Source organism: Cellvibrio sp. KY-YJ-3, assembly GCF_008806955.1.
In the GTDB taxonomy this organism is placed as follows: Bacteria; Pseudomonadota; Gammaproteobacteria; order Pseudomonadales; family Cellvibrionaceae; genus Cellvibrio.
This window is the reverse complement of the sequence record NZ_CP031727.1, coordinates 1966407-1992064: the sequence shown is the minus strand read 5'-3', so window position 1 is coordinate 1992064 and position 25658 is coordinate 1966407. Positions and strand designations below refer to the sequence as shown.

Genomic DNA, 25658 nt, shown 5'->3' with positions numbered 1-25658 from the left:
CAGCCTTGGCAGCTAGTGATGATAGCGATGCGTCCAGCGGCTCAGGGCGCCATAACACAGCGGCCACATCAGCGCGCTGGTGATGGCGGGATATAAAAACTGAATACCGGAAAGTGGGCGACCGGCCATGCCCTGCACCCAATTATCGGTGAGCTGGGCGATACCAACCAATACGAAAATCCAGGTGGATTGGCGCCAGATAGAAAAGTTGCGCACCCGCTGGTAAGACAAAATACAAATGTAGGCGACAATCACCAGCCCCAAACTGTGCTGGCCAAAAGGTACACCTTCAAGTAAATCCTGGAATAGGCCGAGCAAACACAGCAGCGAAAAACTCACGGTGAGCGGCATGAAAAAAATCCAGTAAATCGCTACCAGCAGCACAAACTCCGGGCGCAGCCAACGCAGGTTCATCGGCAAGGGGTAAACCGACAACACCAGGGCAACCAGAAAACTGATGCCGATAGCCAGGTACAAATTGACGCGTGAAGCAGGCATCAGCGCGCTCCACCCTCATCTTCCGGGAGAGATAAAGCACCAGGGACAGTGGCACGGTCGCGGTCTGCAAATACCAGTAATAAGTGACGGCTGCGATCCAACCGCGCCATGGGTTTGGCGACAACCGTTAAGAAGGCTTTGCCTGGGTCGCGCACTACATCTAATACTTCAGCCACCGGGTAGCCAACAGGGAAGCGATCCCCCAAACCGGAGCTAACCAGCAAATCGCCAGCGCGAATATCGGTATTGGCCGACACATGGCGCAAGCTCAGGCTGTTGAGATCGCCGGTGCCTTCGGCAATGACACGCACACCGTTGCGATTCACCTGCACCGGAATCGCGTGGGTAGAGTCAGAAATCAGCAATACGGTGCTGGAATGCTCGGCCACTTCGGTTACCTGCCCCATCAAACCAAAGGCATCCAGTACCGGCTGGCCTTTAAAGGCGCCGTCTTTGCTGCCGCGGTTGATAATCACTTTATGGCTGAGCGGGTTGGGCGACACCCCGATCAGTTCGGTAATCAGCACTGTATCTTGCAGGGTTTCGCTGGCATTGAGCAATTGACGCAAGCGCACGTTTTCGGCAGCGAGCGAAGCCAGCTGCTGAAGTTTGCGCTGATGAATAAGCAGCTCGGTTTTCAGTGCCTCGTTTTCCAGTTTAAGGTCAATCTGGGAGACAAAGGTGTCTTTGCGCCAATCATTGACACGGCTGGGCACATCGGTGAGCTGATAAAAAGGAGTAACCAATTGCGCGAGTTTTTCGCGCAAGGGTTCAAGGCGATCGGTATAAAGCCCTACCACCACCAGCACCATCATGATCACAATGAACAGAAAGGCGCGACCAGCGGCAGAAGAGTCTCGATTAAAGAGCGGTTTAATGGCGATATCTCCTGTGCAAGTGGAGCGCTAGCGCCAACTGCGCCAGTCGCCCCGCTGTTATCAGGACGAGAGCAAGTCGATATTGCGCTTGTCATTCATTTCCAGCGCAATACCACCGCCGCGCGCCACACAGGTCAGCGGCTCTTCGGCGACAATAAAAGGCAAACCGGTTTCGTTGGACAGCAAGCGGTCGATGTCACGCAGCAAAGCGCCACCGCCAGTTAATACCACACCGCTTTCGGCGATGTCTGATGCCAGCTCCGGTGGTGATTGCTCCAGCGCACTTTTTACTGCCTGGACGATACCCGCCAGTGGGTCTTGCAGGGCTTCCAGAATTTCATCGCTGCTCAGGGTAAAGCTGCGCGGTACACCTTCAGCCAGGTTGCGGCCGCGCACATCAATCTCACGGATTTCGCTGCCGGCAAAAGCGCAGCCAATTTCTTGTTTGATACGTTCAGCGGTGGCATCACCAATCACGCTGCCGTAGTTGCGACGTACGTAGTTAACAATCGCTTCATCAAAACGGTCGCCACCAATACGCACGGAATCAGAGTAAACCACGCCATTCAGGGAGATAACCGCGATTTCGGTAGTACCACCACCGATATCCACCACCATCGAACCGTTGGCTTCAGAGACTTTCAGGCCAGCGCCAATCGCTGCCGCCATAGGCTCTTCAATCAAACGCACTTCGCGCGCGCCAGCACCCAAGGCCGATTCGCGAATCGCACGTTTTTCTACTTCGGTAGACAGACAGGGAACACTGATCAGTACACGGGGAGAGGGGTTAAACCAGGAATTTTCATGAACCTTGCGGATAAAGTGTTGCAGCATTTTTTCGGTGACCTGGAAGTCGGCAATTACACCGTCTTTCAGAGGGCGGATAGCGGTGATGTTGCCCGGAGTACGGCCCAGCATACGTTTTGCTTCAACACCAACTGCTTCAACAATCTTGGTGCCGTTATGGTGACGAATCGCCACTACCGAAGGCTCGTTCAAAACAATACCGCGACCGCGGACATAAATAAGGGTATTAGCGGTTCCCAGGTCGATAGACAGGTCGTTGGAAAATGCTCCACGCAAAAGTTTCATCATGACAAGACGAGGCCTTAAATAAAATGTGTTGGAATGGATGTTCGGTAAAGTCAGCCGTTGTAGACAGCAATACTGAAATAATCTGTGCCAGCGCTGGCGACGGCGCGCTCCTGGCTTTTTTATCCTATGGCAAAACGCCAGATTCCTTGATCGATCAGCCCGCTCGGGGCGGTTCCCTGCAAAAAAATGTAAGCGCGCAGTATATGTGAATTTTTGTTTTTTATCCGAGCCGTTTTGGCCTTAAAAATAAAAAGTCTTCATAAAGATATACATGGCGCACGAAAGTTCACTTTGTTTCACAATATTGGACACTTTCTGCCTGTTTTTTGCGCAAGCCCAACAAGGCCGGCACAGGGATTTAGAGGCGCGCGCAAATGTGGTACCTTGGGCGCCCATTTTTGGCGACTTACCGCAGGATAACTGCCGTTTGGCCGCACTTTCGCTTTTTTATCTGCTGGAGCTAATACCACCATGGCTGTAGACCGTTCCGATATCGCCAAGCTGGCCAAGCTGGCGCGTATCCAGATTACCGATGAGGCCGCCGATGAAGCGGCAAAAAGTATTTCCGACGTGCTGGCTCTGGTCGATCAATTGCAAGCCGTCAATACCGATGGCGTTCTGCCCATGGCCCACCCACTGGACGCCGTTCAGCGCCTGCGCGCCGACATAGTGACCGAACCCAATCAGCGCGAAACCTTTCAGGCGATTGCACCAGCCACACAAGATGGCTTGTATCTGGTGCCACAGGTTATCGAGTAGCGACCAAGCAAAGAAATAGCTCGCTCCCTCTTACAAAAAAATCTCAGGAATTTGCAATGCATCAATTCACCATTGCCGAACTGGTAAAAGGCCTGCGCAACAAGGACTTCTCCAGTACCGAAGTGACCCAACATTATCTCGACCGCATTGTGCGTCTGGACCAAACCTACAACAGCTATATCACCGTGACGCCTGAGCTGGCGCTGCAACAAGCCGCTGCTGCCGATGCACGTTTAGCCGCAGGCAACGCACCGGCACTCTGCGGTGTACCCATCGCACACAAAGATATTTTTTGTACCACCGGTGTGCGCACCTCCTGCGCCTCCAAAATGCTCGATAAATTTATCGCGCCCTACAACGCCACTATCGTTGAAAATTATTTGAATTCCGGTGTGGTGATGTTGGGTAAAACCAACATGGATGAATTTGCCATGGGTTCATCCAACGAAACCAGCTGGTACGGCCCGGTAAAAAACCCTTGGGCGACTGATTGTGTTCCCGGTGGATCATCGGGCGGTTCTGCTGCAGCAGTAGCCGCACATTTAGCACCGGCGGCAACCGCATCCGATACTGGCGGCTCCATTCGCCAACCCGCCGCCCTGTGCGGATTAACCGGTATTAAACCGACTTATGGTCGCGTATCGCGCTGGGGCATGATTGCGTTTGCCTCTAGTTTGGATCAAGCGGGCATTTTGTCGCGCACCGCTGAAGACGCTGCGATTTTGTTAAACGACATGGCCAGCTACGACGCCAAAGATTCAACCTGTGTTGAGCGCGACGTACCGGATTACACCGCCGATTTAAACAAGCCATTAACCGGCATGCGGATTGGCGTACCCAAAGAGTATTTTGGTGAAGGTTTGAATCCAGAAACGGCGGCGCTGGTTGAAGCGGCGATTAAAGTCTACGAAAGTTTGGGCGCAACACTGCACAGCGTCAGCTTGCCGCACACTCATCTCGCCGTACCTGCCTACTACGTGATTGCACCGGCAGAATGCTCTGCTAACCTCTCGCGTTTTGACGGCGTGCGCTACGGCCATCGCTGTGAAAACCCAACCGATTTAAACGACCTGTATATGCGTTCGCGCAGTGAAGGTTTTGGCAATGAAGTGAAACGCCGTATTTTGGTAGGCACCTATGCCTTGTCGGCTGGCTATTACGATGCCTATTACAGCAAAGCGCAAAAAATTCGCCGCTTGATCAAACAGGATTTTATGGATGCTTTCCAAAAAGTCGATTTGATTATTGGCCCAACCTCGCCTTCACCGGCATTCCAATTTGGCTCCAAAACCAAAGACCCAGTCGCCATGTATCTGGAAGACATCTACACCATCGCCACTAACCTCGCTGGCTTGCCCGCGCTGTCAATTCCCTGCGGCTTGGTAGATAACAAACCGGTTGGTCTGCAATTGATTGGCAACTTCTTCGCTGAAGGGCCGCTGCTTAATGCCGCACATCAATTCCAGCAAGCAACCAACTTCCACCAACAAACCGCCCCTGGCATTGAATAAGAAAGAGGAGCACAAAAAATGCAATGGGAAACCGTAATCGGGTTGGAAGTTCACGTACAGCTCGCCACCAAAACCAAAATTTTCTCCGGCGCCAGCACTGCATTCGGCGCTGAGCCAAATACCCAAGCCTGTGCTATCGACTTGGCACTGCCCGGCACCCTGCCCGTCGCTAACGAACAAGCCTTTCGCTTCGCCACTATGTTTGGTTTGGCGGTGAACGCAGAAATCGGCAAGCGCTCAGTGTTTGAGCGCAAAAATTATTTTTATCCCGATTTGCCCAAAGGTTATCAAACCACACAACTGGCAGAGCCAATTGTCGGCGCGGGTTTTGTGGATTTGGAATTGGGCGAAGGCCGCACCAAACGCGTTCGCATTCACCACGCGCATCTGGAGGAAGATGCAGGTAAATCCCTGCACGAAGATTTCGCCGGCATGAGCGGTATCGACTTAAACCGTGCAGGCACGCCACTGATTGAAGTGGTTACCGAACCCGATATGCGCAGTGCCGAAGAAGCCGTTGCCTTTGCCAAAAAATTGCATTCCATCGTTACCTCGCTGGAAATTTGCGATGGTGAAATGAGCCAGGGCTCCATGCGTTTTGACGTCAATATTTCCGTGCGCCCGAAAGGTTCTGAGAAACTCGGCACCCGCACAGAAACCAAAAATTTAAACTCATTTAAATTTATGGAAGAGGCAATTGCGCTCGAAGTTGAGCGTCAAATTGATGTCCTCGAAGACGGTGGAAAAATCATTCAGGAAACTCGCCTCTACAACGGCGACACCAAAAAAGCCCGCTCCATGCGCAGCAAAGAAGACAGCAACGACTACCGCTACTTCCCCTGCCCTGACCTGTTGCCGGTAATTCTGGATGATGCCTACATCGAATCTGTACGCCAGCAAATGCCAGAGCTGCCAGAAGCCAAACGCGCGCGCTTTGTCGAGCAATATGGTTTGAGCAGCTATGATGCAGGTCAAATCACCATGGATAAATTTACGGCGGCATTTTTTGAAGCTTCAGCGGCAATTTCCGGTGAAGCCAAACTCACCGCTAACTGGATCATGGCTGACCTGGGCGCTTATTTAAATCGCACCGAACAGCGCATTGACCAATCGCCAGTAACACCAGAACTGCTTGCTGGTTTGGTGGTGCGCGTGAAAGACGGCACTCTCTCCAGCAAAATCGCCAAACAGGTTTTTGAAGCGATTTGCAACGGCGAAGGCGATGCCGACACTATTATCGAAACCAAAGGTTTGAAACAGGTTTCCGATACCGGCGCGCTGGAAAAAATTATCGATGACATCATCGCCGCCAACACGGCACAGGTTGAAGGCTACCGCGCCGCCGCCGAAGACAAACGCGCAAAAATGCTCGGTTTCTTTGTCGGCCAAGCGATGAAAGCATCCAAGGGTCAAGCCAACCCGCAAGTGTTGAATGAACTGTTAGTTAAGAAATTAAACGGTTAAGAGCCCAAGCCCTCTCCCCCGAGAGGGCGTCAAAAATAGAGAGTCCACATGAGCCAACGTAAAGACAAAGAAAAAGTTCTCGGCGAAATATTCGACGAAGCGCGCATCGCCACCTTCTTGGAATATCCGGCACCTGCTGGCATCAACGCCGATTACCATTTATTGGAAAAAGCCTATCGCGGCATGCGCGGCGAAAACTTTGGCACCTTCGTCAAATTATTTATCGAAGCCGGCAAAGACCTCAACGCAATCGGCCCGGAAGGTAAAACCTTCCTGCAAGTGGTAAAAGCCCATCGCAACGGCGAAGAATATGCCGTTGCTTTGGAAGCTGCTGGCGCGAAGTAAATAAAACACCGCATGCAAAATAAAAAGGCAGCCCTCACCGGCTGCCTTTTTACTTTTAGTAAATATAGACTACAGCAAGTCACTACCTGTCCGGGCGGACTTATACACTTTGACTGGATCAGTTCAAAAACTTAAAAGTACCGCATATGACAAATTTCACTGTTAATCCAAACATTATCTTGTGTGTCTTATTGAGCGCAGTGATGTTTACCCTAACGGGGTTTCAAGGCAGTATTTTCGACGAACTCAGCCTTTACCCCGACAAGGTTAGTGCTGGTGAAGCCTGGCGCTTACTCACCGCCAATCTTGTACATTTCGGTTGGGCACATAGCTTGATGAATGTCGCCGCGCTGGTGTTGTGTACACTGGCTTTTTTTACCGATGTATCACTAAAAAAATTCTCGCTCTTGTTGTTGTGGTGCGGAGCAAGCGTAGGTGTAGGGATTTATTTTTTTAACCCTGAATACTCCCCTTATGCGGGATTGTCCGGGACGATTCATGGATTAATTGTGGCTGGGCTGTTACAAACGCGCGCATACCCGGTGTGGATTCGTGTTGTGGCCTTAGTATTAGTAACCGCCAAGCTGGTGCAGGAAAATAGTGCTGGTTATGAAGCGACAGATTTACAACAACTGATTCCTGCAGCGGTTGCGGTGGAGTCACACTTATACGGAGCAATTGCCGGAATCGTTTTTGTAGGTGGTGACTGGCTGATCACTCAATTAAAAAGGAAGCTATAGATGCAAGGTTCTCCCGGGAAAGCAATTGATTACTTTATGGCAGGTGGCAAGCTGATTGTGCAACCCGGTTTTCGCCGGTTTATTTTAATTCCGCTGCTGATTAATCTGGTTATTTTTGTGCTAGTGACCGCCACACTGTTTAATATGTTCAGTGATTTTTTTTACCAAATCCTGGAGTGGTCACCGGGCTGGTTAGACTGGCTGGCCTGGTTGTTATGGCCCTTGGTCGCGTTTATTTTTTTAGTGATCTACGGTTATAGCTTTAACATTATTACCAATTTTATTGCGGCGCCTTTTTTTGGTTTACTCGCCGAAAAAATTGAAGCCCATTTAACCGGAACGCCACCACCCGACGAACCTTGGGGGCAATTGATTCCGCGCACTTTGCAGCGCGAACTGATTAAGCTTTGGTATTTTGTCAGCCGGGGTTTACTGGTATTACTTATTTTGGTGGTTTGTTTTTTTATTCCCGGCCTGAATTTAGTCGCAGTGATTATTGGCGCACTCTGGGGCTGTTGGAGCATGGCAGTACAGTACTCTGACTATCCGGCAGACAACCACCAATTGGAATTCCGCGAGTTGCGCCGCCGTTTAAATAGCCAGCAATTAACCAGCTATTCTTACGGTGGAATTATTTTGCTCGGTAGTATGGTGCCAGTATTGAATATTTTTGTTACACCGATTGCGGTAGCAGGCGCGACAATTTATTGGGTTAAGGAAGTGCGCCATCTTTGAAGCTCGCGGTCTTTGAAAAGCCATTCAACATAAAAAGGGCGCGATAAATCGCGCCCCTACCATTAAAAACTGCGTGTATTTATTCGTCGCCATCATCCACAATCATATTGCCACCCGCGTCTTTGGCGCGGCGCAAATATTCGTTTGCCTTGGCGATCTGTTGATCCAAACTATTATGCAGCTGGCTAGTCACACCAGCACTAAAATAGACACCTATATTTTGCCCATTGATAACAAATTGCTCCGCGGCCAATAATTGTTTCACTTTGCTCAAAAACGCTGCGGCTTTTTCATGATCCAGCCCCGGCAGCATCACATAAAAATCATCGCTGTCGGCACGCGCCAATAAAAACCGCCCCAACATGGTTTGCAAGCTGCTGGCGATTTGTTTCAATGCTTCATCGCCCCAGGCATTACCGTGTTGCTGATTGATTTCGCTAAAGTTATCGATATTGATTATTGCCATAGACAAAGGCGATGATTTCTCTTGCGCGGTTTTGTATAGCTCACGCGCGGCATTAAAGAAATAAGAACGATGGTAGAGGCCGGTGAGATGATCGCGCTGGGCACTGTTGGTAATTTGCTCAACCAACTCCAGATATTCAATGTTGTGGATAATGCGGCAGTAAAACTCTTCCGGGTGAAACGGCTTGCGCAAAAAATCATTGGCACCGTGTTTAATGAACTTGGCTGAAAGCGCCTCGCTGCTCTCGCCCGACACACCAATCATAATCAAATCGGTTTTGTCGTATTTGTAGCGCAGGTTACGCACCAGCTCAAAGCCGTCCATTTTGGGCATGTTGTAGTCGGTGATTAATAATTTTATATCCGGATTTTCCAACAGCACTTTGATCGCATCCACACCATCAACTGCTTCAACCACTTGAAATAAATGGCGGCGAAATAAATTCGCCATATGTTTGCGCGACATATCCGAATCGTCCACCACCAATACTTTGATGTGCTGATTTTTTTCCAGCCGATGAATCATCGCGATAGCTTTGCTGTAGGCATAGCGACCTTCTTTGGTCACGTAATCCACAATGCCTTTGTTGAACAACTGCTCGCGCCGTTTTTCGTCGTAGGAGCCGGTGAGCACTATGGTGGGAATTTTTTTACTGAGAGTGAAATCCACCACCTCACCATCGGGGGCATCGGGCAGATTGAGATCCACCAGCGCAGCAAAAAAATCAGCGGGCGATTCATCGTAGAGCGCAACCGCCTGCGCAAGGCTGATCGCGTAAACCGGTTCATAGGGGAGCGATGATGCCTGCACCAAATGGCGCAGGATTTTCATCACCATATCGCTGTCTTCCACAATTAGAATTTTTTTCATAGCAGATCACTCAATGACGCTTAAATATCCATTGAGTGTAGACAAGTTTTAGGAAAATGCGCCAAGCCTATGAAATAGCTGGATCTTTAGCGCCAGATAAAACCGGAAATAGCGGTGTTGAACAGCAGCCCACTAAAATTTTGCCGGGCGGGTGTCGCGGCTTGCAGTGCTGCACCAAAACACACATGCAGTGGCAGCAGGTGTTCCTCGCGCGGGTGGCAAAAACGCCCTTGTGGTGCAACGGCCCACTGACTCAAGTTCTGCTCGCGCTGGGCATTGGTGAGGGTGTCGGCGGTGAGCGTTTCCGTGAGCCAGTGATCAAAGGTTTCACTTTTGCCGCGCACCGCCGGATCGTTGGAGAAAAACGCGCGCATATTGTGGAATGACATGCCCGAGCCAACAATCAATACGCCCTGCTCACGCAGCGGGGCGAGCGCTTTGCCTATGGCGATATGGGCTGCGGGGTCGAGCGAGGCGAGTAGCGACAATTGCACCACCGGGATATCGGCGGCGGGGTAGATCAACATCAGCGGCACAAAAGTCCCGTGATCATAGGCACGCTGATTATCTAGGCGCGCATCAATATTTTGCTGCTGTAATAGCTGTTGGATGTGTTTGGCGAGTGCGGGATTACCCGGCGCCGGATAACTGAATTCATAGCTCTCGGGCGGGAAACCGTAGTAGTCGTACATCATGCCCGGCGCGGGGGAGTTGCTGATACTGACTTGCTCTTCTTCCCAGTGGGCGGTAATCACCACAATCGCCGTTGGGCGCGGCAAATCCGCCGCCAGTGATTGCATAAAATGCGTCAGTTCGCGGTGGTTTATATCGCCCAACAGCGGCATAGGGCCACCGCCATGGGGTACAAACACAACAGGCATTAATGCACTCATCATGAAACTCCCAATAGCGTGTGATGCAGAACTAGAGGTTAACGGCTGCCGTAGCCGCCGCTTTATTATGTTCGCGCACCGACTCGTAAATCGCCGCGGCCATAATAATGCTGCCGCCAAACAGCGTACTCCAATCGGGATAGGTGTGCAGCACCGCAATCTCATAACCCACGGCATAGACGGGCTGCAAACACGCCACCAAACCAACGGTTTTAGCCTTTAAGTAGCGCAGCGAATAACCCAGTAGTGTGTGGGTGAATGCGGTAAAAAAAACGCCTAAACACAAAAGCAGCCACCAGTCGTGGGTAGATGGTTGATGCGGAGAGAGAATAAGCACTGGCGTCATTAACAAGGCGACAATCAACACTTGATAGCTCATCGAGCGCGCCGCAGTTTGGTTGCTGAACCAGTAACTCAGCAACAAGTTACGCACTGCAAAAGTCACCGCTGAAATCACTCCCCAAATCACCCCTTGGGTCATGTTGTTGTCGATATTAAATTCCGGCACCAGCCAATAAATACCAAACAGCACCAAACAACCGCTGACCACATCGCGCCAATCGAGCTTGGTGCGCTTGAGCCATGGCTCCAGAAAAACCGTGACCACCGGATAGGCGTAAAGGGAAATCATACCGACGGCAATATTGGCGACCTGCATCGAATAAAAAAATGTTACCCAATGCAGCGCCAGCAACACGCCGAGGATCAACATGCGGCCATAATCACGGGCTGAGCGCAGTGCGACATTGCGCTCGCGCCACCATACCCAGGCAAATAAAATAAAGGCAGCGATCCAGGTGCGATAACCGGTGATATCCCACGCAGGCAATTCGATGATTTTGGAGAAGAGCCCTGTAGCCCCCATCAAAAAGGCGCCCAGATGCAGGCTTAACAGGGCTGACTTGGCTGAAGACATAACCATTCCGGGCGATGGCACTGCCCGGCACAAGGCCGGGCGACGTCAATTAAGGATACGGATAAAAAAGGTGCTAGCGCTAATCAGTGACGCGGACGGCGACTGCGATTACCGCCGGGGCGATTGCCCACAGAGCGATTACTGTGTCTGTCGTTGTTACGCGCACGGGCCGGTGCGGGCAAGCTTTCCGGCGGCGCCAACATTAAATACTCCGGCGGTTGTTCGCACTTAATGGGTTTACCCAATAGCGTGCCAATCGGCTCCAACAACTGCGCATCGTCTTCACAGGCAAAACTGATCGAAGTGCCGTTCTTACCGGCGCGGCCGGTGCGCCCAATGCGATGAACATAATCTTCCGGCTCTTCTGGCAGGGTGAAATTCACCACGTGGCTGATACCGCTGATATGAATACCGCGCCCGGCAACATCGGTTGCCACCAACACTTTAATTTCGCCGGACTTAAACGCATCGAGCGTAGATACACGTTTATTCTGTGCAATTTCCCCGGAGAGCAAGCCGGCTTTGATACCGTGACGCTCTAATTTTTCCTGCAAGTCGCGGCATTCATCGCGGCGATTGGCAAACACAATCATGCTCTCGGCGTGTTCTTGTTGAATCAGGTTATACAGCAGCGTGTATTTTTCTTCAGTCGAAACCAGATACACATGCTGATCCACCCGCTCATTCGCTACCGACTCGGGTTCGATATCAATGGTGACGGGTTTGTAAGTCCACTGCTCTACCAAGGTGCGCACTTCATCGGTAAAAGTCGCGGAGAAAAACAGGGTTTGGCGATCTTCACGTTTGGGCGTTTGACGCACAATTTGACGCACTTGCGGGATAAAACCCATGTCCAACATGCGGTCGGCTTCATCGATAACCAGGATTTCCAGTTGATCCAGGTACACGTCTTTGTTGCCGCAGAAATCGAGCAAACGACCGGGTGTCGCCACCAGGATATCCACCAGATCATCGTGTAAATGGCGCTGTTGTTTGACGTAATCCATACCGCCTACCAGCGTGTGGATTTTCAGATCGGTGTATTTGCACAGGCCTTTGGCATCTTCGGCAATCTGGATAACCAGTTCGCGCGTAGGGGCGATAATGAGCGCGCGCGCCTCACCGGCATAGCGTTTTTCGGTGATGGGATTTTTTAACAGGTCATCAATAATCGCAGTCAAAAACGCGGCGGTTTTACCGGTACCGGTTTGCGCCTTGCCCACCACATCCTTACCTTGCAATGCATAAGGCAGGGATTGCGCTTGAATGGGCGAGCAGTATTTGAAGCCTAAATCGGCAATCGCCCGCATGATTGGCAATTCCAGATCAAAATCGTGAAAGCGGCTCTTGCCCTCTACTTCTTCAACGTCAAACTGGGCAATATCCCACGGGCCGTGATCCACTTTTAGCGCTTTTTTGGGACGTGGTGCAGCTGAATGGCGCGGAGGTTTAGCGGAGTGATCGCGCTGAACGGCGGGGGTTTGCTGTTCGGTTTTTTGGCCGGGGCGTTGGTCGCGGCTATTGCGATTACCGCGACTATTTTGCTGTTGGCCGCTGCGCTCGCGGGGGTGTTTTTTTGCGCCAGATCTGTCACTGGCAGTTGTTTTGTCACTGGCAGGCTTTAGGTTAGCCTCATTCTTTTCAGGTTTATCCGCACCTGAACCAATCAATTTTTTAAAAAGTTTTCCGATCAATCTATTCACCAAAAGTTATTACAGCCAACGGCTTGAGTGGCAGTCACGCAGACGTGCCTATGTAAATGCTGTTTCGCTTTTATCACAGGGCATTAAACCCGGCGCGAAACAGCAAAAGAAGTGCGCACAATGACTGTGAATTGCACGCACAAACTGTGCCCGAGTATACACCAATCGTCAGACAATCAGCGGGTTTGACGCCAATTGTATGGAATTAATACACCCGAATTGGCAGGATCTCTGCATAATCAGCGGCAGAGTTTCACTCATTCCTGTGGCAATTAAAATACAACAGAAGGAACACACCATGAGAATTCACAGCCTGCAGCACGTCCCCTTTGAAGATATTGGCAGTATGGCCAATGACTTTCGCGCGCGCGGTTATGCACTTTCCACCACCCATTGGTACAACGGCGATACAGCACCAGCCCTGAATGATTTTGATGCGCTGATTGTCATGGGCGGCCCCATGGGTATTTATGACGAGGCGATTTACCCCTGGCTGGCGGATGAAAAAGCGCTGATTAAAGCGGCGATAACCGCCGGAAAAATTGTGCTGGGCATTTGTTTGGGAGCGCAGTTAATTGCCGATGTATTGGGCGGCAAAGTCACACGCAACCCGCACAAAGAAATTGGCTGGCTGCCGATTAGCATTAATCCCGCAGCGGCAACTCACCCTATCGCTCAAGTATTCACACGCTACGCAGATGTATTTCACTGGCATGGCGATACCTTTGCACTACCGCCGGGTGCGGTACATCTTGCACGCAGTGAAGGCTGCAGTAATCAGGCATTTTGTTACGGGGATAAGGTATACGGTTTCCAGTTCCATTTGGAAACCACACCCACTTCGGCGCGGGCGTTAATTGAACATTGTGCAGAAGATATTGATGGGTCGCGCTACACCCAAACCGCGCAGGCGATACTCGCAAGCAATGAAAAATTTGAGCAGATCAATCGCGCCATGAGCGAGGTAATTGCACTGGTTTTTGGCTCAGAGCAGCGCGCCAAATAGATGACCGGCCGCAAACGTCAGGGCCATCGCGGCGGCGCCCCAAAAACCCACCCGCAGGCTGCCGAGCAGCATATTGGCGCCACCCACTTTGGCGGCAAGCCCACCCAGTAATACCAGGGCGACTAGTGAAACCAACGCAATGGCAGGGGTTAACTGAGTTGCCGGTGCCAGCAGGACAACTAACAGAGGAATAAAAGCCCCCACCGCAAAAGTGGCGGCCGAAGTGAGCGCTGCCTGCAGTGGGCGCGCGCTCATCGCCTCGGTGATACCCAGCTCGTCGCGCGCGTGAGCACCCAGCGCGTCGTGCTGCATTAATTGTTTGGCAACTTCGCGCGCGAGTTCACGTTCCAACCCCCGCGCGACATATATCTCTTGCAATTCGCGGTGTTCACCGACGCTATCGGTGGCCAGCTCATGAGTCTCACGCGCCAAATCAGCGGCTTCGGTATCGGCCTGGGAGCGCACCGATACATATTCACCCGCCGCCATGCTCATTGCACCCGCCACTAAACCTGCGACACCCGCGAGCAGAATTGCGGCACTATCGCTGGCGGCAGCCGCGATGCCCATCATCAAGCTGGCGGTGGAAATAATCCCGTCATTGGCCCCCAGAACCGCTGCACGCAGCCAGCCCGAATGATGTGAACGATGAACTTCGCGATGACGCATAGGGCTCTCCAGCCAAAAAAACAACAGGGGTTTTATTCCGCCTTGAAAGGCGAAATACGGCGCAGGGTATTGTCGCGTTTTACGTAGTGATGAAATAAGGCAGCGACAATATGCAGCGAGATCAGGTAATAACCAAAGGTGCCGACTTGTTTGTGCAGCTCTTCTACTTGCTCAGCCAATGCCGCGTTTTCATCTAACAGTGGCGGTAATTCCAAACCAAAGAAAGGCACACCATGCCCTTCAGCGCTCAAAATAATCCAGCCGGCAATAGGCATAAAAATCATAAACGCATAAAGGGTGATATGAACCACCTTGGACAAGAGGTTCTCCCATAATTTGGGCTCAGGCACAATTGCCGGGGTTTTACTGGAAAGGCGCAGCGCCAACCGAACCACCACTAATAGCAATACGCCCATGCCCAACATAAAGTGCAGCGCCTTTACCAATTCACGTGGCTCGCTGCCGCGCGGAAATTGACCGCGTATTTCAATAGTGACGAACACCGCCACCAGCAGCACAAACATAAACCAATGCAAGGCAATCAAAATCGGGCTGTAACGGTTGGGGCTGGACAAACTGGTCATAAAAGATCCTCGTTTTTGTTGTGTTAAAACCTTGTGTTAAAACTCTGCCTGCTGAAGCTTGCGGAGAAAATTTTGCTAAAAAACGGGCGACTAGCGATAAAGTTTTCCTCGATATCTCAACCATCCACCAGCGTGTTTGCCCTTAGGGTCGTGATGAGTCCAGTGGATAACACCGCCTTTATCGTTCCACTCGTACTCGCCGTAAAACTCAATCATCTCGCCCTCGCGCAAGGTTTCAATACGCGGCGCCAAGTCTATATTGTGAGAAATCAGCAGCGAATGACCTGACTCCAGCTGCAGCAAAAATTTTTGATGGCGACTGCCTTTGTTATCGTCGGGCAACACACGCACTACTCGCCCCTCGCCCGCCAACATCAGATCTGACTGGCGATTGGCAAACGCCTCGGCAATCAATAAATCGCGGCCACTGATATCCAGCGGCAGATCCAGTTGCTCACTGCCGTGACTGAGCAACTGCGCTTTATTGGCACTGTTTACCAACACCAATAGCAGCGCAAAAATCACCAAACCAACTAAATGACCGGTTTTTCGGGGCCAATGCATCGCTCATTTATCTCCACTAAAGCCTGGTCGCGCAGCATACCTTGTGCACCCAAAAGACGCACACTTTTACACGACAAGTCGTTTGACAGACCACACGGTCTGTTATTAAATGCCAACAGACCAACTGGTCGGTTAGCAACGCTCGTCATCAGATACCACTGCATGCAAGGAGAACCAAGGGATGAACCAATTGCCCCCCTCAGCCAGTCAATCCGTTTCGTCACTCGACCAACTTCCACTGCTCGGATACCCCGAATTTTCACTCGGGCTGCAGAGCCATATCCGTGTGCTGCGCCTATTGGGATACGGATTCGTACTGCTCGGATTGTTGTTAATCAGCGGTGCAATGAGTTATCAATATCTGTGTCAAGTCCAATAACCTGGGGCGCACTGCCACGCAATCACACACAATCGCATAACCATAAGAATTTCACTTAATAACCCTAGAGACCCTCATGGCCACTGAACGCAACGCCGAACAAACCCGCACCCGGATTCTGGAAGCCGCCCACGAGGAGATTTATCAAAACGGCTATCAGGGAATGCGCATTGAAGCCATTTTGCAAAAAACTAATCTCGCCAAAGGCGCGCTCTACCACCACTTCCCCAATAAACTGGCGCTGGGTTATGCGGTTGTTGATGAAATTTTAATGGAGCACTTTCATAACAACTGGAATGAGTTTCGCCAGCAATATCCCGACCCACTCACCGCCATGCAGCAATTGTTTTTGTGGAAGGCAGAAAAGTACCGCGATGAGCAGTGTTTTAAAGGCTGCCCTTTAAATAATTTAAATCAGGAAATGGCAGCGATTGATGCAGGCTTTCACGCGCGTCTGGAAATGGTGATGGAGGCTATTTATCAAGCGATAGTGCAAGCGCTGGAATTGGGACAACAGCAAGGGGATGTGCGCGCCGACATTAATCCAACGCGCATTGCGATGTTTATTATGGCCAGTTACCAAGGCATTATGGGCGCCGCAAAATGTATGCAAGCGCCAGAATTATTGAGCGATTTATTTAGTACGTTGAACGATTACATCGACACCTTGCGCACTCCCGATCAGCCCCATTAATGGCTGATCATCCAGGGCCGCATAGCAGGAAACATTTTATTACCCTCCGCCGTGTACAGCAGATTCGATTTGCGAATCGGCTTGTCGCCACACCCACAACCTTTACCGTGTTTATGTTCGCGCCGCGCCAATTGCTCCGCGCGATAATCCGGCGTTGACAATACCGGGCTGTGCATCGCATTTTCATTGCGTGTATGCGCCGCACGATTCTCCTGTTTCATATCCAAAAATTCCGGCGCAACCATCAATACCCGCGCACTCAAAGTCGCACAGGTCGGGCAATTTTTTGGCTGGCTGGATTCATCCATCGCCGCCAATTCATAAAACAAACCATGCTCGGGGCATTTATAGTCGTAAACAGGCATTTTAATCTCCACGTTTTTTAACCTCACCCTAACGCTCCCCCTGAATAAGGGGGAGGTTGGGAGGGGTCTGTTATTTGTCTTTCGACAAAGGCACATCCATTCCCGGTGATACTTTTTTGCTCGGGCCTTCCGCCGATGGATTAATATCAAAATCAAAAATATCCGTCGGCAGCCAGAGTGTTGCGCAAGCATTGGGAATATCCACCACTCCCGAGATATGCCCCTGTACCGGTGCACAGCCTAATATCGAATAGGCCTGCGCTTTGGAGTAGCCAAATTTGGTCAGGTAATTAATCGCATTCAAACAAGCCTGGCGATACGCGACATGCACATCCAAATAATGCTGCTCGCCATATTCATCCACCGAAATGCCTTCAAAAATTAAATAGTCGTCATACTTGGGCGCAATCGGGCTGGGTTTGAAAATGGGATTTTTAATCGCGTATTTGGCCATGCCGTCTTTAATTAAATTCACGCGTAAATGAATCCAGCCCGCCATCTCAATCGCACCACAAAAAGTGATCTCGCCATCGCCCTGACTGAAGTGCAAATCGCCAACCGATAGCCCACCGCCTTTTACATAGACTGGAAAATAAATTTTGGAACCGCGTGACAAATCTTTGATGTCACAATTTCCACCATGTTCACGCGGTGGCACTGTGCGCGCGCCTTCTGCCGCCGCCGCTTTGGCCGCATCAGGAGCCATGCGGCCCATGTGCGCAGTATCGGCATAAGGCAGGGTTGCCAGCGCAGGCACGCGCTCAGGTTCGGTATCGTAAAGTTCTTTTTCGCGTTTATTCCACTCCAGCAACATTTCTTTGGAGGGCAAACAGCCAATCAAACCGGGGTGCATTAAGCCTGCAAATTCTACATTCGGCACATGGCGCGATTTGGTAAACATGCCATTGAAATCCCAAATGGATTTCTGCGCTTCCGGAAAATGCTCTGTTAAAAACCCGCCGCCATTTTGTTTGGAGAAGAAACCGTTGAACCCCCACAGGCTCTCCTGAAAAGCGCCTATATCAAGAATATCCACCACCAATAAATCACCTGGCTCGGCACCTTCTACACCAACTGGGCCGGACAAAAAATGCACTTGGGTTAAATCCACATCGCGCACATCGTCAGCGTTATCGTTGTTGGCAATCTGTCCGCCTGTCCAGTCATAACATTCGATAATAAAATCGTCGCCCGGTTTTACCGTTTTCACCATCGGAATATCCGGGTGCCAGCGGTTGTGAATCATTTCATTTTCGTAGGGGGATTTTTTCAGATCTATTTTGATAATAGTTTCGGCCATGGTTCTGACTCCAGTAGGGTTGGACAAACGAGTGTCGCGTGACTGGTTCAGTATCCAATTGCGGGGGGCGAGCAACAATACGACAAATAGCGCGCATGACTACGCTATTTGACGTATAGACTTTGGTGTGGGAGCGATGACTAAGGCGCGGGTTTGGCTGCACGTGCCGCCTGATCCTGATATTCCGTCGGCGTCATATTGGTCATCTTTTTAAAGGCGCGATAAAAGGTGGATTTGCTGTTGAAACCGGCATCTGCCATGACATCCAACATGGAAAGTTTGGCGCTGCTCTTACTGGCATTCTGAGCAAAGCTCCGGGTAAGAATATCCACCGCTTTTTTCACGCGGAAATTATTGATGTAATCAAAAAAGTTTTGTTTGCCAGTGCGATTAATCGCCGATGAAATTTTGCGCGCAGAAATACCGGTAATTTCCGCCAATTGTTCCAGGGTGAGGTCAGGGTCCAGGAACAATTCCCGCTCCAGCATGATGTGGTTCAATTTATCCATAATGCCGGGGTCGATACTCTCTGGTTCTTTTACCTCGGTTTTATCCTCAACCGGCTGCAACACATACCCAATAGTGACATGTGCCATGCTGTACACCACCAGAGCATTAACAAAAATCGCATTGAAAATATTGCCCGAAATACCAATCACATTGCCCAGCCACATGGACGAACTAAACAGGGTAATCAAGTAGGAAATAAACACCCACACCCAAATCATTAAAAAACCGCCGACCAACATCATCAGCCAGAACATATCGATTTTTTCTATATTCGAATAACGCTGTTTTAGCTCTTCTTTATAACGAAGCAACAATATTAAACAGGCCACGCCGTAGCCCACATACAAAATATTGCGCACCCACAAATGCACTTGATACACCGGGTTGCCATAGAGCAAGCCAAATTGGGTAATGCCCAACTCGCGCCCCTCTTCCCCCAAACTGGCATAGAGCGCGGCAATCATTACCGGAAACAAAAAGAGCGGAATAAAGTGCACTACATCCTTGCGACTAAAAACGTAATCGGCATAAAGCAGGGACTTGACGTAAAAATACAGGGTGGGCGCGGCGAGATAAACACTGAACTTCAGGCAATAAAAAATATGTATATGATCATAGAGGTAAACATGTTTGATGCTGGGGCTCCAATAAATCATCGCATCCAGCGCGTCCAGGCCAATGGCGAGCAAGAAAAATGCGAGGAAAATATTAGCCTGACGTTTGCCCACTTTGACGATCAATAACAAGATGGCAAACAATAGCGACTGAAAAATAATCAAAATGACAGGAACGTCATTAAAGCTAAAGACAAGTTTATCCACGGTTGATCTCTCTATTTTTATTGGAATTTATTCGCTGTTAACAGCATTGCCGTCTGCTAAACAATATACGGGGTTTATTCGCGGTCTGCAAAAATCCGGATTGTGCAAATACTGTGATTGTTAATTGCGTCAGAGAACAAATTAAGAGTTGTTGCGTCTCACTATCACTTAGTTAAGCGCAACAACCTGAGGTAATTAATATGATTATTAAACTATTAAAAATGGCCGGCATTATTGGAATTTTATTGCACACTATCGCCCAACCCGTATACGCGGCAGATAAACAACGCCCGCTGCGCGATGAACGCCACTTCGGACCACCGGAGGAAGCACTGCTGGCCTGCAAAGGTTTAACTGAAAATGACGCCTGCGCATTTGCGGGGCGCAATGATGAAATGATTAATGGAATTTGTTCCCTACCCCCAACACAGGCGGATAACACAGTGCTCGCCTGCAAGCCCGACCATATGCCCGAACACGCTAATATGGAGCCGCCACCAAACCGTGAGGATTAGTAACACAAAATAGACAAATGAAAAAAGCCAGCAGTTGCCCGAGACGTGACAAAAGCTGGCTGAAACTTTTTTAGTTGTTAAAAAAATTATACGGATAAATAAGCCGCCACTTTGGCTTCATTAATGGTTGAACGCAGTTCTTCGTGCACTATCTCACCTTTTTCAATCACCAAAATACGGTCGGCAATATCCAACGCAAAACTTAATACTTGTTCCGATACCACAATCGATAAACCACGCTGATCGCGAATCATTTTTAATGTGCGCCCCATCTCGCGGATAATCGATGGCTGAATACCCTCAGTCGGTTCATCCAGAAATAACATTTTGGGGTCGCTGGCCAGTGCGCGGGCAATGGCCAATTGTTGCTGTTGCCCGCCCGATAAATTACCCCCGCGGCGATTGCGCATTTCCAACAATACCGGAAACATATCGTAAAGTTCTTTGGGCACGGTGCGACGCTTGGTAGTAGTCAAGCCGGTTTCAATATTTTCTTTTACGGTCATACTGGAAAAAATCATGCGCCCCTGGGGAACAAAACCAAAACCGCTAGCAACACGCTGATAACTTTTTAACTGGCTCACTTCTTTGCCATCGAGTGTTACGCTGCCGCTATTGCTGGGAATAACGCCCATCAGCGATTTCATCAAGGTGGTTTTACCCATGCCATTGCGCCCCATCACGGCGACAATTTCGCGCGGTTTTACTTCAAAGTTCAGCCCGTGCAGCACTTCACTCTGGCCATAACTTACCCGGTAATCTGATACAGATAACATAATTAATTCCTCGTGTTATGCAGCTAATCCAGAGCACTCTTCGTGTATGAATTACTCTGGATACCCGCGTACGCGGGTATGACAATAACTATTGGGTAGACGCTGTTTATTAATGCCCGCATTTAATGTCCTAGATATACTTCAATCACCTTGGGATCATTTTTAACCTTGTCCACGGAACCTTCCGCCAGAATTTTTCCTTGATGCAACACCGTTACCTTGTCCGCAATTTGCGCCACAAATTGCATATCGTGTTCAATCACAATCACCGAGCGGTCTTTAATAATGCTGCGCAACAATTCGGCGGTTTGCTGGCGTTCACCCACTGACATGCCCGCTACGGGTTCATCCAGCATTAACAAGTCCGGGTCTTGCATTAATAACATGCCAATTTCCAGCCATTGTTTTTGTCCGTGACTCAGTAGCTCTGCCTGCCGATCCAACTGATCGCCTAAAAATATCATCTCCGCCACTTCATGAACTTTATTAACTACCTCTTCATCGCGTTTGAATACCAGCGCACCAAATACCGAGCGACCGCGCGGAAACGAAATCTCCAAATTTTCAAACACCGTCAAATCGCCATAAATCGACGGCGTTTGAAATTTGCGCCCGACACCGGCTTTCACTATGTCGTGCTCTTTCATTTTGGTGAGCTCTTTATTGCGGAATTTAATAGAACCTTCAGTGGCTTTGGTGCGACCACAAATTAAATCCAACACCGTGGTTTTACCAGCACCATTAGGGCCAATGATTACGCGGATTTCATTTTCATCCACATAAAAACTCAAATCATTCACTGCTTTAAAACCATCAAAGGAGACGGTGAGACCTTCCACCGCTAATACAAAGTCAGTATTACTGGGGCTCATGGATTGCTCCTTGTGGAATAGATCGGGGTTCAGCAGCTACTGTTGAGGTTTTTTTAATGTCACTGGGCTTTGCACTTTCGCTGGAGGCCGTATCTGCGGCGACTACAGCTACCGTTTTCTTGTTGAAAAACTTCTCCAACAGAGCGTCTACTTTGGGGGCCGCATAGGTGTTATAAATACCTGCCAACCCATTCGGAAAGGCCATTACCACCGCGATAAATAAACCGCCCATGGCAAACAACCACAGCTCGGGAAAGCTTTCTGAAAAAGACGTTTTGGCAAAGTTCACCACTAGCGCGCCGTACACTGCACCAACGATGGATAACCGCCCACCTACCGCACAGAAAATTACCATTTCAATGGAAGGCACTATGCCCACCAAAGTCGGCGACATAAATCCCACCTGCAAGGTAAACAGTGCCCCGCCAATCGCCGCGAAAATGGCGCCGATACAGAACACAAATATTTTAAAGTTGGATACGTCATAACCGGAAAAGCGTACACGATCCTCTTTATCGCGCATGGCTACCAGCAAACGGCCCAATTTACTTTTACGAATATACTGCGCGATAAACAAACACACGAATAACATAAATACACACACAAAATAAAAGATGTATTTCGCATTGTCGGTGCGAATATCCCAGCCATGCAAAGTACGTAAATCAGTCATGCCATTTACACCGCCGGTATAACCCTGCTGGCCGATAATTAAAATCGTGAGAATGGCCGCAAAAGCTTGGGTGATAATCGCAAAATAAACACCACCCACCCGGCGTTTAAACATGGCAACACCAATGATGTAGCCGAGAATGGTCGGCACCACAATAATCGCGAGCAGGGTAAAACCAAAACTGTGGAACGGCTGCCAGAAAAACGGCAACTCGGTAATTTGGTTCCAATCCATAAAATCGGGAATACCCGGTGTGGATTGAATTTTTGTGCTCTCCGGGTCAGAGGCTTCCAGCTTTAAAAACATCGCCATGGCATAACCGCCCAAGCCAAAAAATACCCCCTGCCCCAAACTCAAAATACCGCCGTACCCCCAACACAACACCAAACCCACCGCCACAAACGCATAGGTTAAATATTTGCCAACTAAATTGAGACGAAAAATATCCAGCGACAGCGGCAATACAATCACCAGAATTACCGCGAGCACCAAAAAACTGAGCAAATCTTTTTTGGGCAGAAACGACGCCGTAGCATGACTCGATAATAAACGCGACATAATGATCGACTCCCCTTAACGACGCACTTTGAGTGTGAACAAACCTTGCGGGCGCAGCATCAGAATCACCACCACAAATAACAGCGTTAATACTTTGGACATAGAGCCACTCATAAAAAATTCCATGGTGGATTGCGCCTGCGAAATACTGAATGCCGATGCAATAGTGCCGAGCAAACTGGATGCGCCGCCGAATACAACAACCAAAAAGGTATCCACAATATATAGTTGGCCTGAGGTTGGGCCTGTGGAGCCAATCATGGTAAATGCACTGCCTGCCACACCGGCAATACCACAACCCAGCGCAAAGGTAATACGATCCACCTTCGCCGTATTAATACCCACCGCACCCGCCATAGGGCGATTTTGTACTACGGCGCGCACCTGTGTGCCCCAGCGCGAGCGATACATTAATAATGCAACGGCAAGCGAAATGCCGAGCGCCAAACACATTACAAATAAACCGTTAATCGGTAATTCAATGGTGTCTGTTAATTGATAGGAACCCATTAGCCAATCGGGCAAAGTCACACCCACTTCGCGCGCGCCAAATACGGTGCGATAAAGTTGTTGCAGAATTAAACTCAAGCCCCAGGTCGCAAGCAACGTATCCAGTGGGCGATTGTAGAGATGGCGAATCATCGACCATTCCACCAGCGCACCTAGTGCGGCAGCGGCGACAAAGGCGAGAATCATCGCGAGAATAAAATAGATGCTGAAAAAATCTGGCAGGTAGGTAGAAAACACATTGGACGTTAAATAAGTGACATAGGCACCGAGAATCATAAACTCACCGTGCGCCATGTTAATTACACCCATCTGCCCAAAAATAATGGCAAGCCCCAAGGCCATGAGCACAAACACCGAAAATAAAATCAATCCTGCTACACCTTGCATCGCAAAGATCGACATTAATTCCGAGCTACTGTATTCAGCAAACATAGCTGCACCTCATCATCTCGCATAAGAAATTACTGATGAACCCGGAAGTGAGGAATAGTGTTTGATTTAAAACCGTATGAGGCATGGATGCCGATTCGAGCCTACATGGATGTATTTACGGCGCGTTTTAAATTGAACACTATTCCTCGCTCACACTGGCCAATTTTTAATACTTGCAGCCAGCACAATGGCTGGCTGCAATTAACAGTTATTGATAACCTTTCGGGAATGGATCCGGCTCGATCAGGTCGGTGGTTTCAAATACCACATCGTATTGACCATCAGGACGTGCGTGACCGATACGGGTTTTTGACCAAAGGTGATGATTGGGGTGAACTTTTACATAACCTTCCGGTGCAGTGGTCAACTCAATACCCGGCGATGCCGCGCGCACTTTATCGATATCAAACGAACCGGCCTTTTCCACCGCCGCTTTCCACAACCAGGGGCCAAGGTAAGCCGCTTGGGTCACATCGCCGATTACTGTGTCTTTGCCCCACATAGCTTTGAAATCCGCTACGAATTTTTTGTTGTTGTCGTTCGGCAAGCTTTGGAAATATTTCATCGCCGCATAAGCGCCTTGCATGTTGTCACCACCAATACCGAGAATTTCGTCCTCAGTCACTGAAATGGTTAATACCAGCGGTTTTTCTTTGGTCATATCAATACCCGCCGCTTTTAATTGTTTGTAGAAGGCCACGTTAGAACCACCCACAACAATTGCGTAAATCACGTCAGGTTTTTTCAGTTTGATTTTGTTAATGACCGAGTTGAATTGGGTGTGACCCAATGGGTAATACTCTTCACCCACTACACTCAAGCCTAATTTTTCAATATGTTTGCGGGCAATTTTGTTGGAGGTGCGCGGCCAAATATAATCTGAACCGAGCAAGTAGAATGATTTGGCGCCTTTGGTTTTGGTTACCCAATCGATACCGGCAATAATTTGTTGGGTTGCTTCTTGCCCGGTATAAATAACGTTGGGCGATTGCTCCAAACCTTCATAAAAGGTGGGGTAATACAACATGCCGTTGTATTGTTCAAAAATCGGCAATACTGCTTTGCGCGATGCGGAAGTCCAACAACCAAATACTGCGGCTACTTTATCGTTCACCAATAATTTTTTGGATTTCTCTGCAAAGGTGGGCCAGTCGCTGGCACCATCTTCCTGAATGTATTCAATCTTGCGACCGAGCACACCGCCCATCGCATTGATTTGTTCAATTGCCAATTTTTCCGCTTGCACCGAACCCGTTTCACTAATCGCCATGGTGCCGGTTACTGAATGCAAAATACCGACTTTTACTGTGGTATCGGTCACTGCAAGGCCCGTGGTATTTACCTCGGCGTGAACACTGCCAAATGCCAGCGAGGCCGCGAGTGTTAATAAACACTTCTTCCAGGTTTTTGAACCTGCGCCCTTAACCAGCGCAGAGGGTTGTATGGTCTTGTTCATGGTCGTTCCTCAGGTAATTAAACATTGTCTGGTCACACAAATGCATAAAAAACGTTTTGTTGATGTTTGTAGCGTGAGTCCACTGAGCGCGTATTTACCAC

Annotated in this window: 28 protein-coding genes; 10 read left to right on the top strand and 18 right to left on the bottom strand. The window is 49.6% G+C overall.

The window, feature by feature from the left end; genetic code table 11:
- Nucleotides 1–12 precede the first annotated feature (12 nt).
- Genes mreD through D0B88_RS08440 form a run of 3 tightly spaced genes read right to left on the bottom strand, consistent with a single transcriptional unit; the run spans nt 13 to nt 2471 of the window.
- Nucleotides 13–498: a rod shape-determining protein MreD gene (gene mreD / locus D0B88_RS08450; protein ID WP_007644384.1), complete on the bottom strand. Its 486-nt coding sequence runs from the start codon at nt 496–498 to the stop codon at nt 13–15.
- Nucleotides 498–1376, bottom strand: coding sequence for a rod shape-determining protein MreC (mreC, locus tag D0B88_RS08445; protein ID WP_151056501.1), 879 nt, complete (start codon nt 1374–1376; stop codon nt 498–500). The genes mreD and mreC overlap by 1 nt, the downstream gene beginning before the upstream one ends.
- Nucleotides 1377–1436: 60 nt before the next feature.
- On the bottom strand, nt 1437–2471 hold the full coding sequence (locus D0B88_RS08440) for a rod shape-determining protein (protein WP_007644386.1): 1035 nt from the start codon (nt 2469–2471) through the stop codon (nt 1437–1439).
- Nucleotides 2472–2942: 471 nt separating this feature from the next.
- Between D0B88_RS08440 and gatC the strand changes: the two genes are divergently transcribed.
- The 6 genes from gatC to cysZ all read left to right on the top strand — a co-directional run bounded on the left by gatC (nt 2943) and on the right by cysZ (nt 8025).
- Nucleotides 2943–3230, top strand: a complete 288-nt coding sequence (gene gatC / locus D0B88_RS08435; RefSeq protein ID WP_007644389.1) for an Asp-tRNA(Asn)/Glu-tRNA(Gln) amidotransferase subunit GatC — start codon at nt 2943–2945, stop codon at nt 3228–3230.
- 56 nt (nt 3231–3286) lie between these two features.
- A complete protein-coding gene (gatA, locus tag D0B88_RS08430) occupies nt 3287–4741 on the top strand; it encodes an Asp-tRNA(Asn)/Glu-tRNA(Gln) amidotransferase subunit GatA (protein ID WP_151056499.1) in 1455 nt (484 codons plus the stop codon).
- Nucleotides 4742–4759: 18 nt separating this feature from the next.
- Nucleotides 4760–6205, top strand: coding sequence for an Asp-tRNA(Asn)/Glu-tRNA(Gln) amidotransferase subunit GatB (gatB, locus tag D0B88_RS08425; RefSeq protein WP_007644393.1), 1446 nt, complete (start codon nt 4760–4762; stop codon nt 6203–6205).
- A 48-nt stretch (nt 6206–6253) separates the two neighbouring features.
- Nucleotides 6254–6550, top strand: coding sequence for a PA4642 family protein (locus tag D0B88_RS08420; protein ID WP_007644394.1), 297 nt, complete (start codon nt 6254–6256; stop codon nt 6548–6550).
- A 203-nt stretch (nt 6551–6753) separates the two neighbouring features.
- Nucleotides 6754–7290 carry a rhombosortase gene (gene rrtA / locus D0B88_RS08415; RefSeq protein WP_151056497.1) on the top strand — a complete coding sequence of 179 codons (537 nt, stop codon included), beginning with the start codon at nt 6754–6756 and terminating at the stop codon, nt 7288–7290.
- A complete protein-coding gene (gene cysZ, locus D0B88_RS08410; protein ID WP_151056495.1) occupies nt 7291–8025 on the top strand; it encodes a sulfate transporter CysZ in 735 nt (244 codons plus the stop codon).
- 79 nt (nt 8026–8104) lie between these two features.
- Here the strand turns inward: cysZ and D0B88_RS08405 are convergent, their stop codons facing one another.
- From D0B88_RS08405 to rhlB, 4 genes are all read right to left on the bottom strand, one after another.
- Nucleotides 8105–9361, bottom strand: coding sequence for a response regulator (locus D0B88_RS08405; RefSeq protein ID WP_007644397.1), 1257 nt, complete (start codon nt 9359–9361; stop codon nt 8105–8107).
- A gap of 86 nt (nt 9362–9447) precedes the next feature.
- Nucleotides 9448–10257 carry a class III extradiol ring-cleavage dioxygenase gene (locus D0B88_RS08400; protein ID WP_151056493.1) on the bottom strand — a complete coding sequence of 270 codons (810 nt, stop codon included), beginning with the start codon at nt 10255–10257 and terminating at the stop codon, nt 9448–9450.
- 28 nt (nt 10258–10285) lie between these two features.
- Nucleotides 10286–11170, bottom strand: coding sequence for a DMT family transporter (locus D0B88_RS08395; protein ID WP_007644399.1), 885 nt, complete (start codon nt 11168–11170; stop codon nt 10286–10288).
- Nucleotides 11171–11253: 83 nt separating this feature from the next.
- Nucleotides 11254–12873, bottom strand: coding sequence for an ATP-dependent RNA helicase RhlB (gene rhlB, locus D0B88_RS08390; RefSeq protein WP_007644400.1), 1620 nt, complete (start codon nt 12871–12873; stop codon nt 11254–11256).
- A 298-nt stretch (nt 12874–13171) separates the two neighbouring features.
- On the opposite strand from rhlB, the gene D0B88_RS08385 reads away from it, so the two are divergent.
- Nucleotides 13172–13879, top strand: coding sequence for a type 1 glutamine amidotransferase (locus tag D0B88_RS08385; protein WP_151056491.1), 708 nt, complete (start codon nt 13172–13174; stop codon nt 13877–13879).
- On the opposite strand, the gene D0B88_RS08380 is transcribed toward D0B88_RS08385, so the two are convergent.
- The 3 genes from D0B88_RS08380 to D0B88_RS08370 all read right to left on the bottom strand — a co-directional run bounded on the left by D0B88_RS08380 (nt 13859) and on the right by D0B88_RS08370 (nt 15696).
- Nucleotides 13859–14548 carry a VIT family protein gene (locus D0B88_RS08380; RefSeq protein WP_151056490.1) on the bottom strand — a complete coding sequence of 230 codons (690 nt, stop codon included), beginning with the start codon at nt 14546–14548 and terminating at the stop codon, nt 13859–13861. The two genes, D0B88_RS08385 and D0B88_RS08380, sit on opposite strands and share 21 nt — an antisense overlap.
- Nucleotides 14549–14580: 32 nt before the next feature.
- On the bottom strand, nt 14581–15132 hold the full coding sequence (locus D0B88_RS08375) for a cytochrome b (protein ID WP_007644404.1): 552 nt from the start codon (nt 15130–15132) through the stop codon (nt 14581–14583).
- 90 nt (nt 15133–15222) lie between these two features.
- Nucleotides 15223–15696, bottom strand: a complete 474-nt coding sequence (locus tag D0B88_RS08370) for a DUF3465 domain-containing protein (protein ID WP_151056488.1) — start codon at nt 15694–15696, stop codon at nt 15223–15225.
- Between the two features lie 181 nt (nt 15697–15877).
- Between D0B88_RS08370 and D0B88_RS08365 the strand changes: the two genes are divergently transcribed.
- Together D0B88_RS08365 and D0B88_RS08360 are read left to right on the top strand one after the other, a co-directional pair.
- A complete protein-coding gene (locus D0B88_RS08365; protein ID WP_151056486.1) occupies nt 15878–16075 on the top strand; it encodes a hypothetical protein in 198 nt (65 codons plus the stop codon).
- A 76-nt stretch (nt 16076–16151) separates the two neighbouring features.
- Complete coding sequence (locus tag D0B88_RS08360; RefSeq protein ID WP_007644407.1) at nt 16152–16769, top strand: TetR/AcrR family transcriptional regulator; 618 nt, start codon at nt 16152–16154, stop codon at nt 16767–16769.
- Here the strand turns inward: D0B88_RS08360 and D0B88_RS08355 are convergent.
- The 3 genes from D0B88_RS08355 to D0B88_RS08345 form a co-directional block, all read right to left on the bottom strand.
- Nucleotides 16766–17134 carry an FmdB family zinc ribbon protein gene (locus D0B88_RS08355; protein WP_151056484.1) on the bottom strand — a complete coding sequence of 123 codons (369 nt, stop codon included), beginning with the start codon at nt 17132–17134 and terminating at the stop codon, nt 16766–16768. The two genes, D0B88_RS08360 and D0B88_RS08355, sit on opposite strands and share 4 nt — an antisense overlap.
- A 70-nt stretch (nt 17135–17204) precedes the next feature.
- Entirely contained in the window at nt 17205–18434 is a 1230-nt protein-coding gene (gene fmdA / locus D0B88_RS08350; RefSeq protein WP_151056482.1) for a formamidase, read from the bottom strand.
- A 140-nt stretch (nt 18435–18574) separates the two neighbouring features.
- On the bottom strand, nt 18575–19765 hold the full coding sequence (locus D0B88_RS08345; protein ID WP_151056480.1) for an AraC family transcriptional regulator: 1191 nt from the start codon (nt 19763–19765) through the stop codon (nt 18575–18577).
- Nucleotides 19766–19965: 200 nt separating this feature from the next.
- On the opposite strand from D0B88_RS08345, the gene D0B88_RS08340 reads away from it, so the two are divergent.
- Entirely contained in the window at nt 19966–20280 is a 315-nt protein-coding gene (locus D0B88_RS08340; RefSeq protein WP_007644411.1) for a hypothetical protein, read from the top strand.
- Between the two features lie 86 nt (nt 20281–20366).
- Here the strand turns inward: D0B88_RS08340 and urtE are convergent, their stop codons facing one another.
- The 5 genes from urtE to urtA all read right to left on the bottom strand — a co-directional run bounded on the left by urtE (nt 20367) and on the right by urtA (nt 25557).
- Nucleotides 20367–21056, bottom strand: coding sequence for an urea ABC transporter ATP-binding subunit UrtE (gene urtE / locus D0B88_RS08335; RefSeq protein ID WP_007644412.1), 690 nt, complete (start codon nt 21054–21056; stop codon nt 20367–20369).
- 122 nt (nt 21057–21178) lie between these two features.
- Complete coding sequence (gene urtD / locus D0B88_RS08330; protein ID WP_007644413.1) at nt 21179–21928, bottom strand: urea ABC transporter ATP-binding protein UrtD; 750 nt, start codon at nt 21926–21928, stop codon at nt 21179–21181.
- On the bottom strand, nt 21915–23159 hold the full coding sequence (gene urtC, locus D0B88_RS08325; protein ID WP_225318597.1) for an urea ABC transporter permease subunit UrtC: 1245 nt from the start codon (nt 23157–23159) through the stop codon (nt 21915–21917). Before urtC ends, urtD begins: the two co-directional genes overlap by 14 nt.
- A gap of 15 nt (nt 23160–23174) precedes the next feature.
- Entirely contained in the window at nt 23175–24101 is a 927-nt protein-coding gene (gene urtB / locus D0B88_RS08320; RefSeq protein ID WP_007644415.1) for an urea ABC transporter permease subunit UrtB, read from the bottom strand.
- A 208-nt stretch (nt 24102–24309) separates the two neighbouring features.
- Nucleotides 24310–25557 carry an urea ABC transporter substrate-binding protein gene (gene urtA, locus D0B88_RS08315; RefSeq protein ID WP_151056476.1) on the bottom strand — a complete coding sequence of 416 codons (1248 nt, stop codon included), beginning with the start codon at nt 25555–25557 and terminating at the stop codon, nt 24310–24312.
- Between the last annotated feature and the right edge of the window lie 101 nt (nt 25558–25658).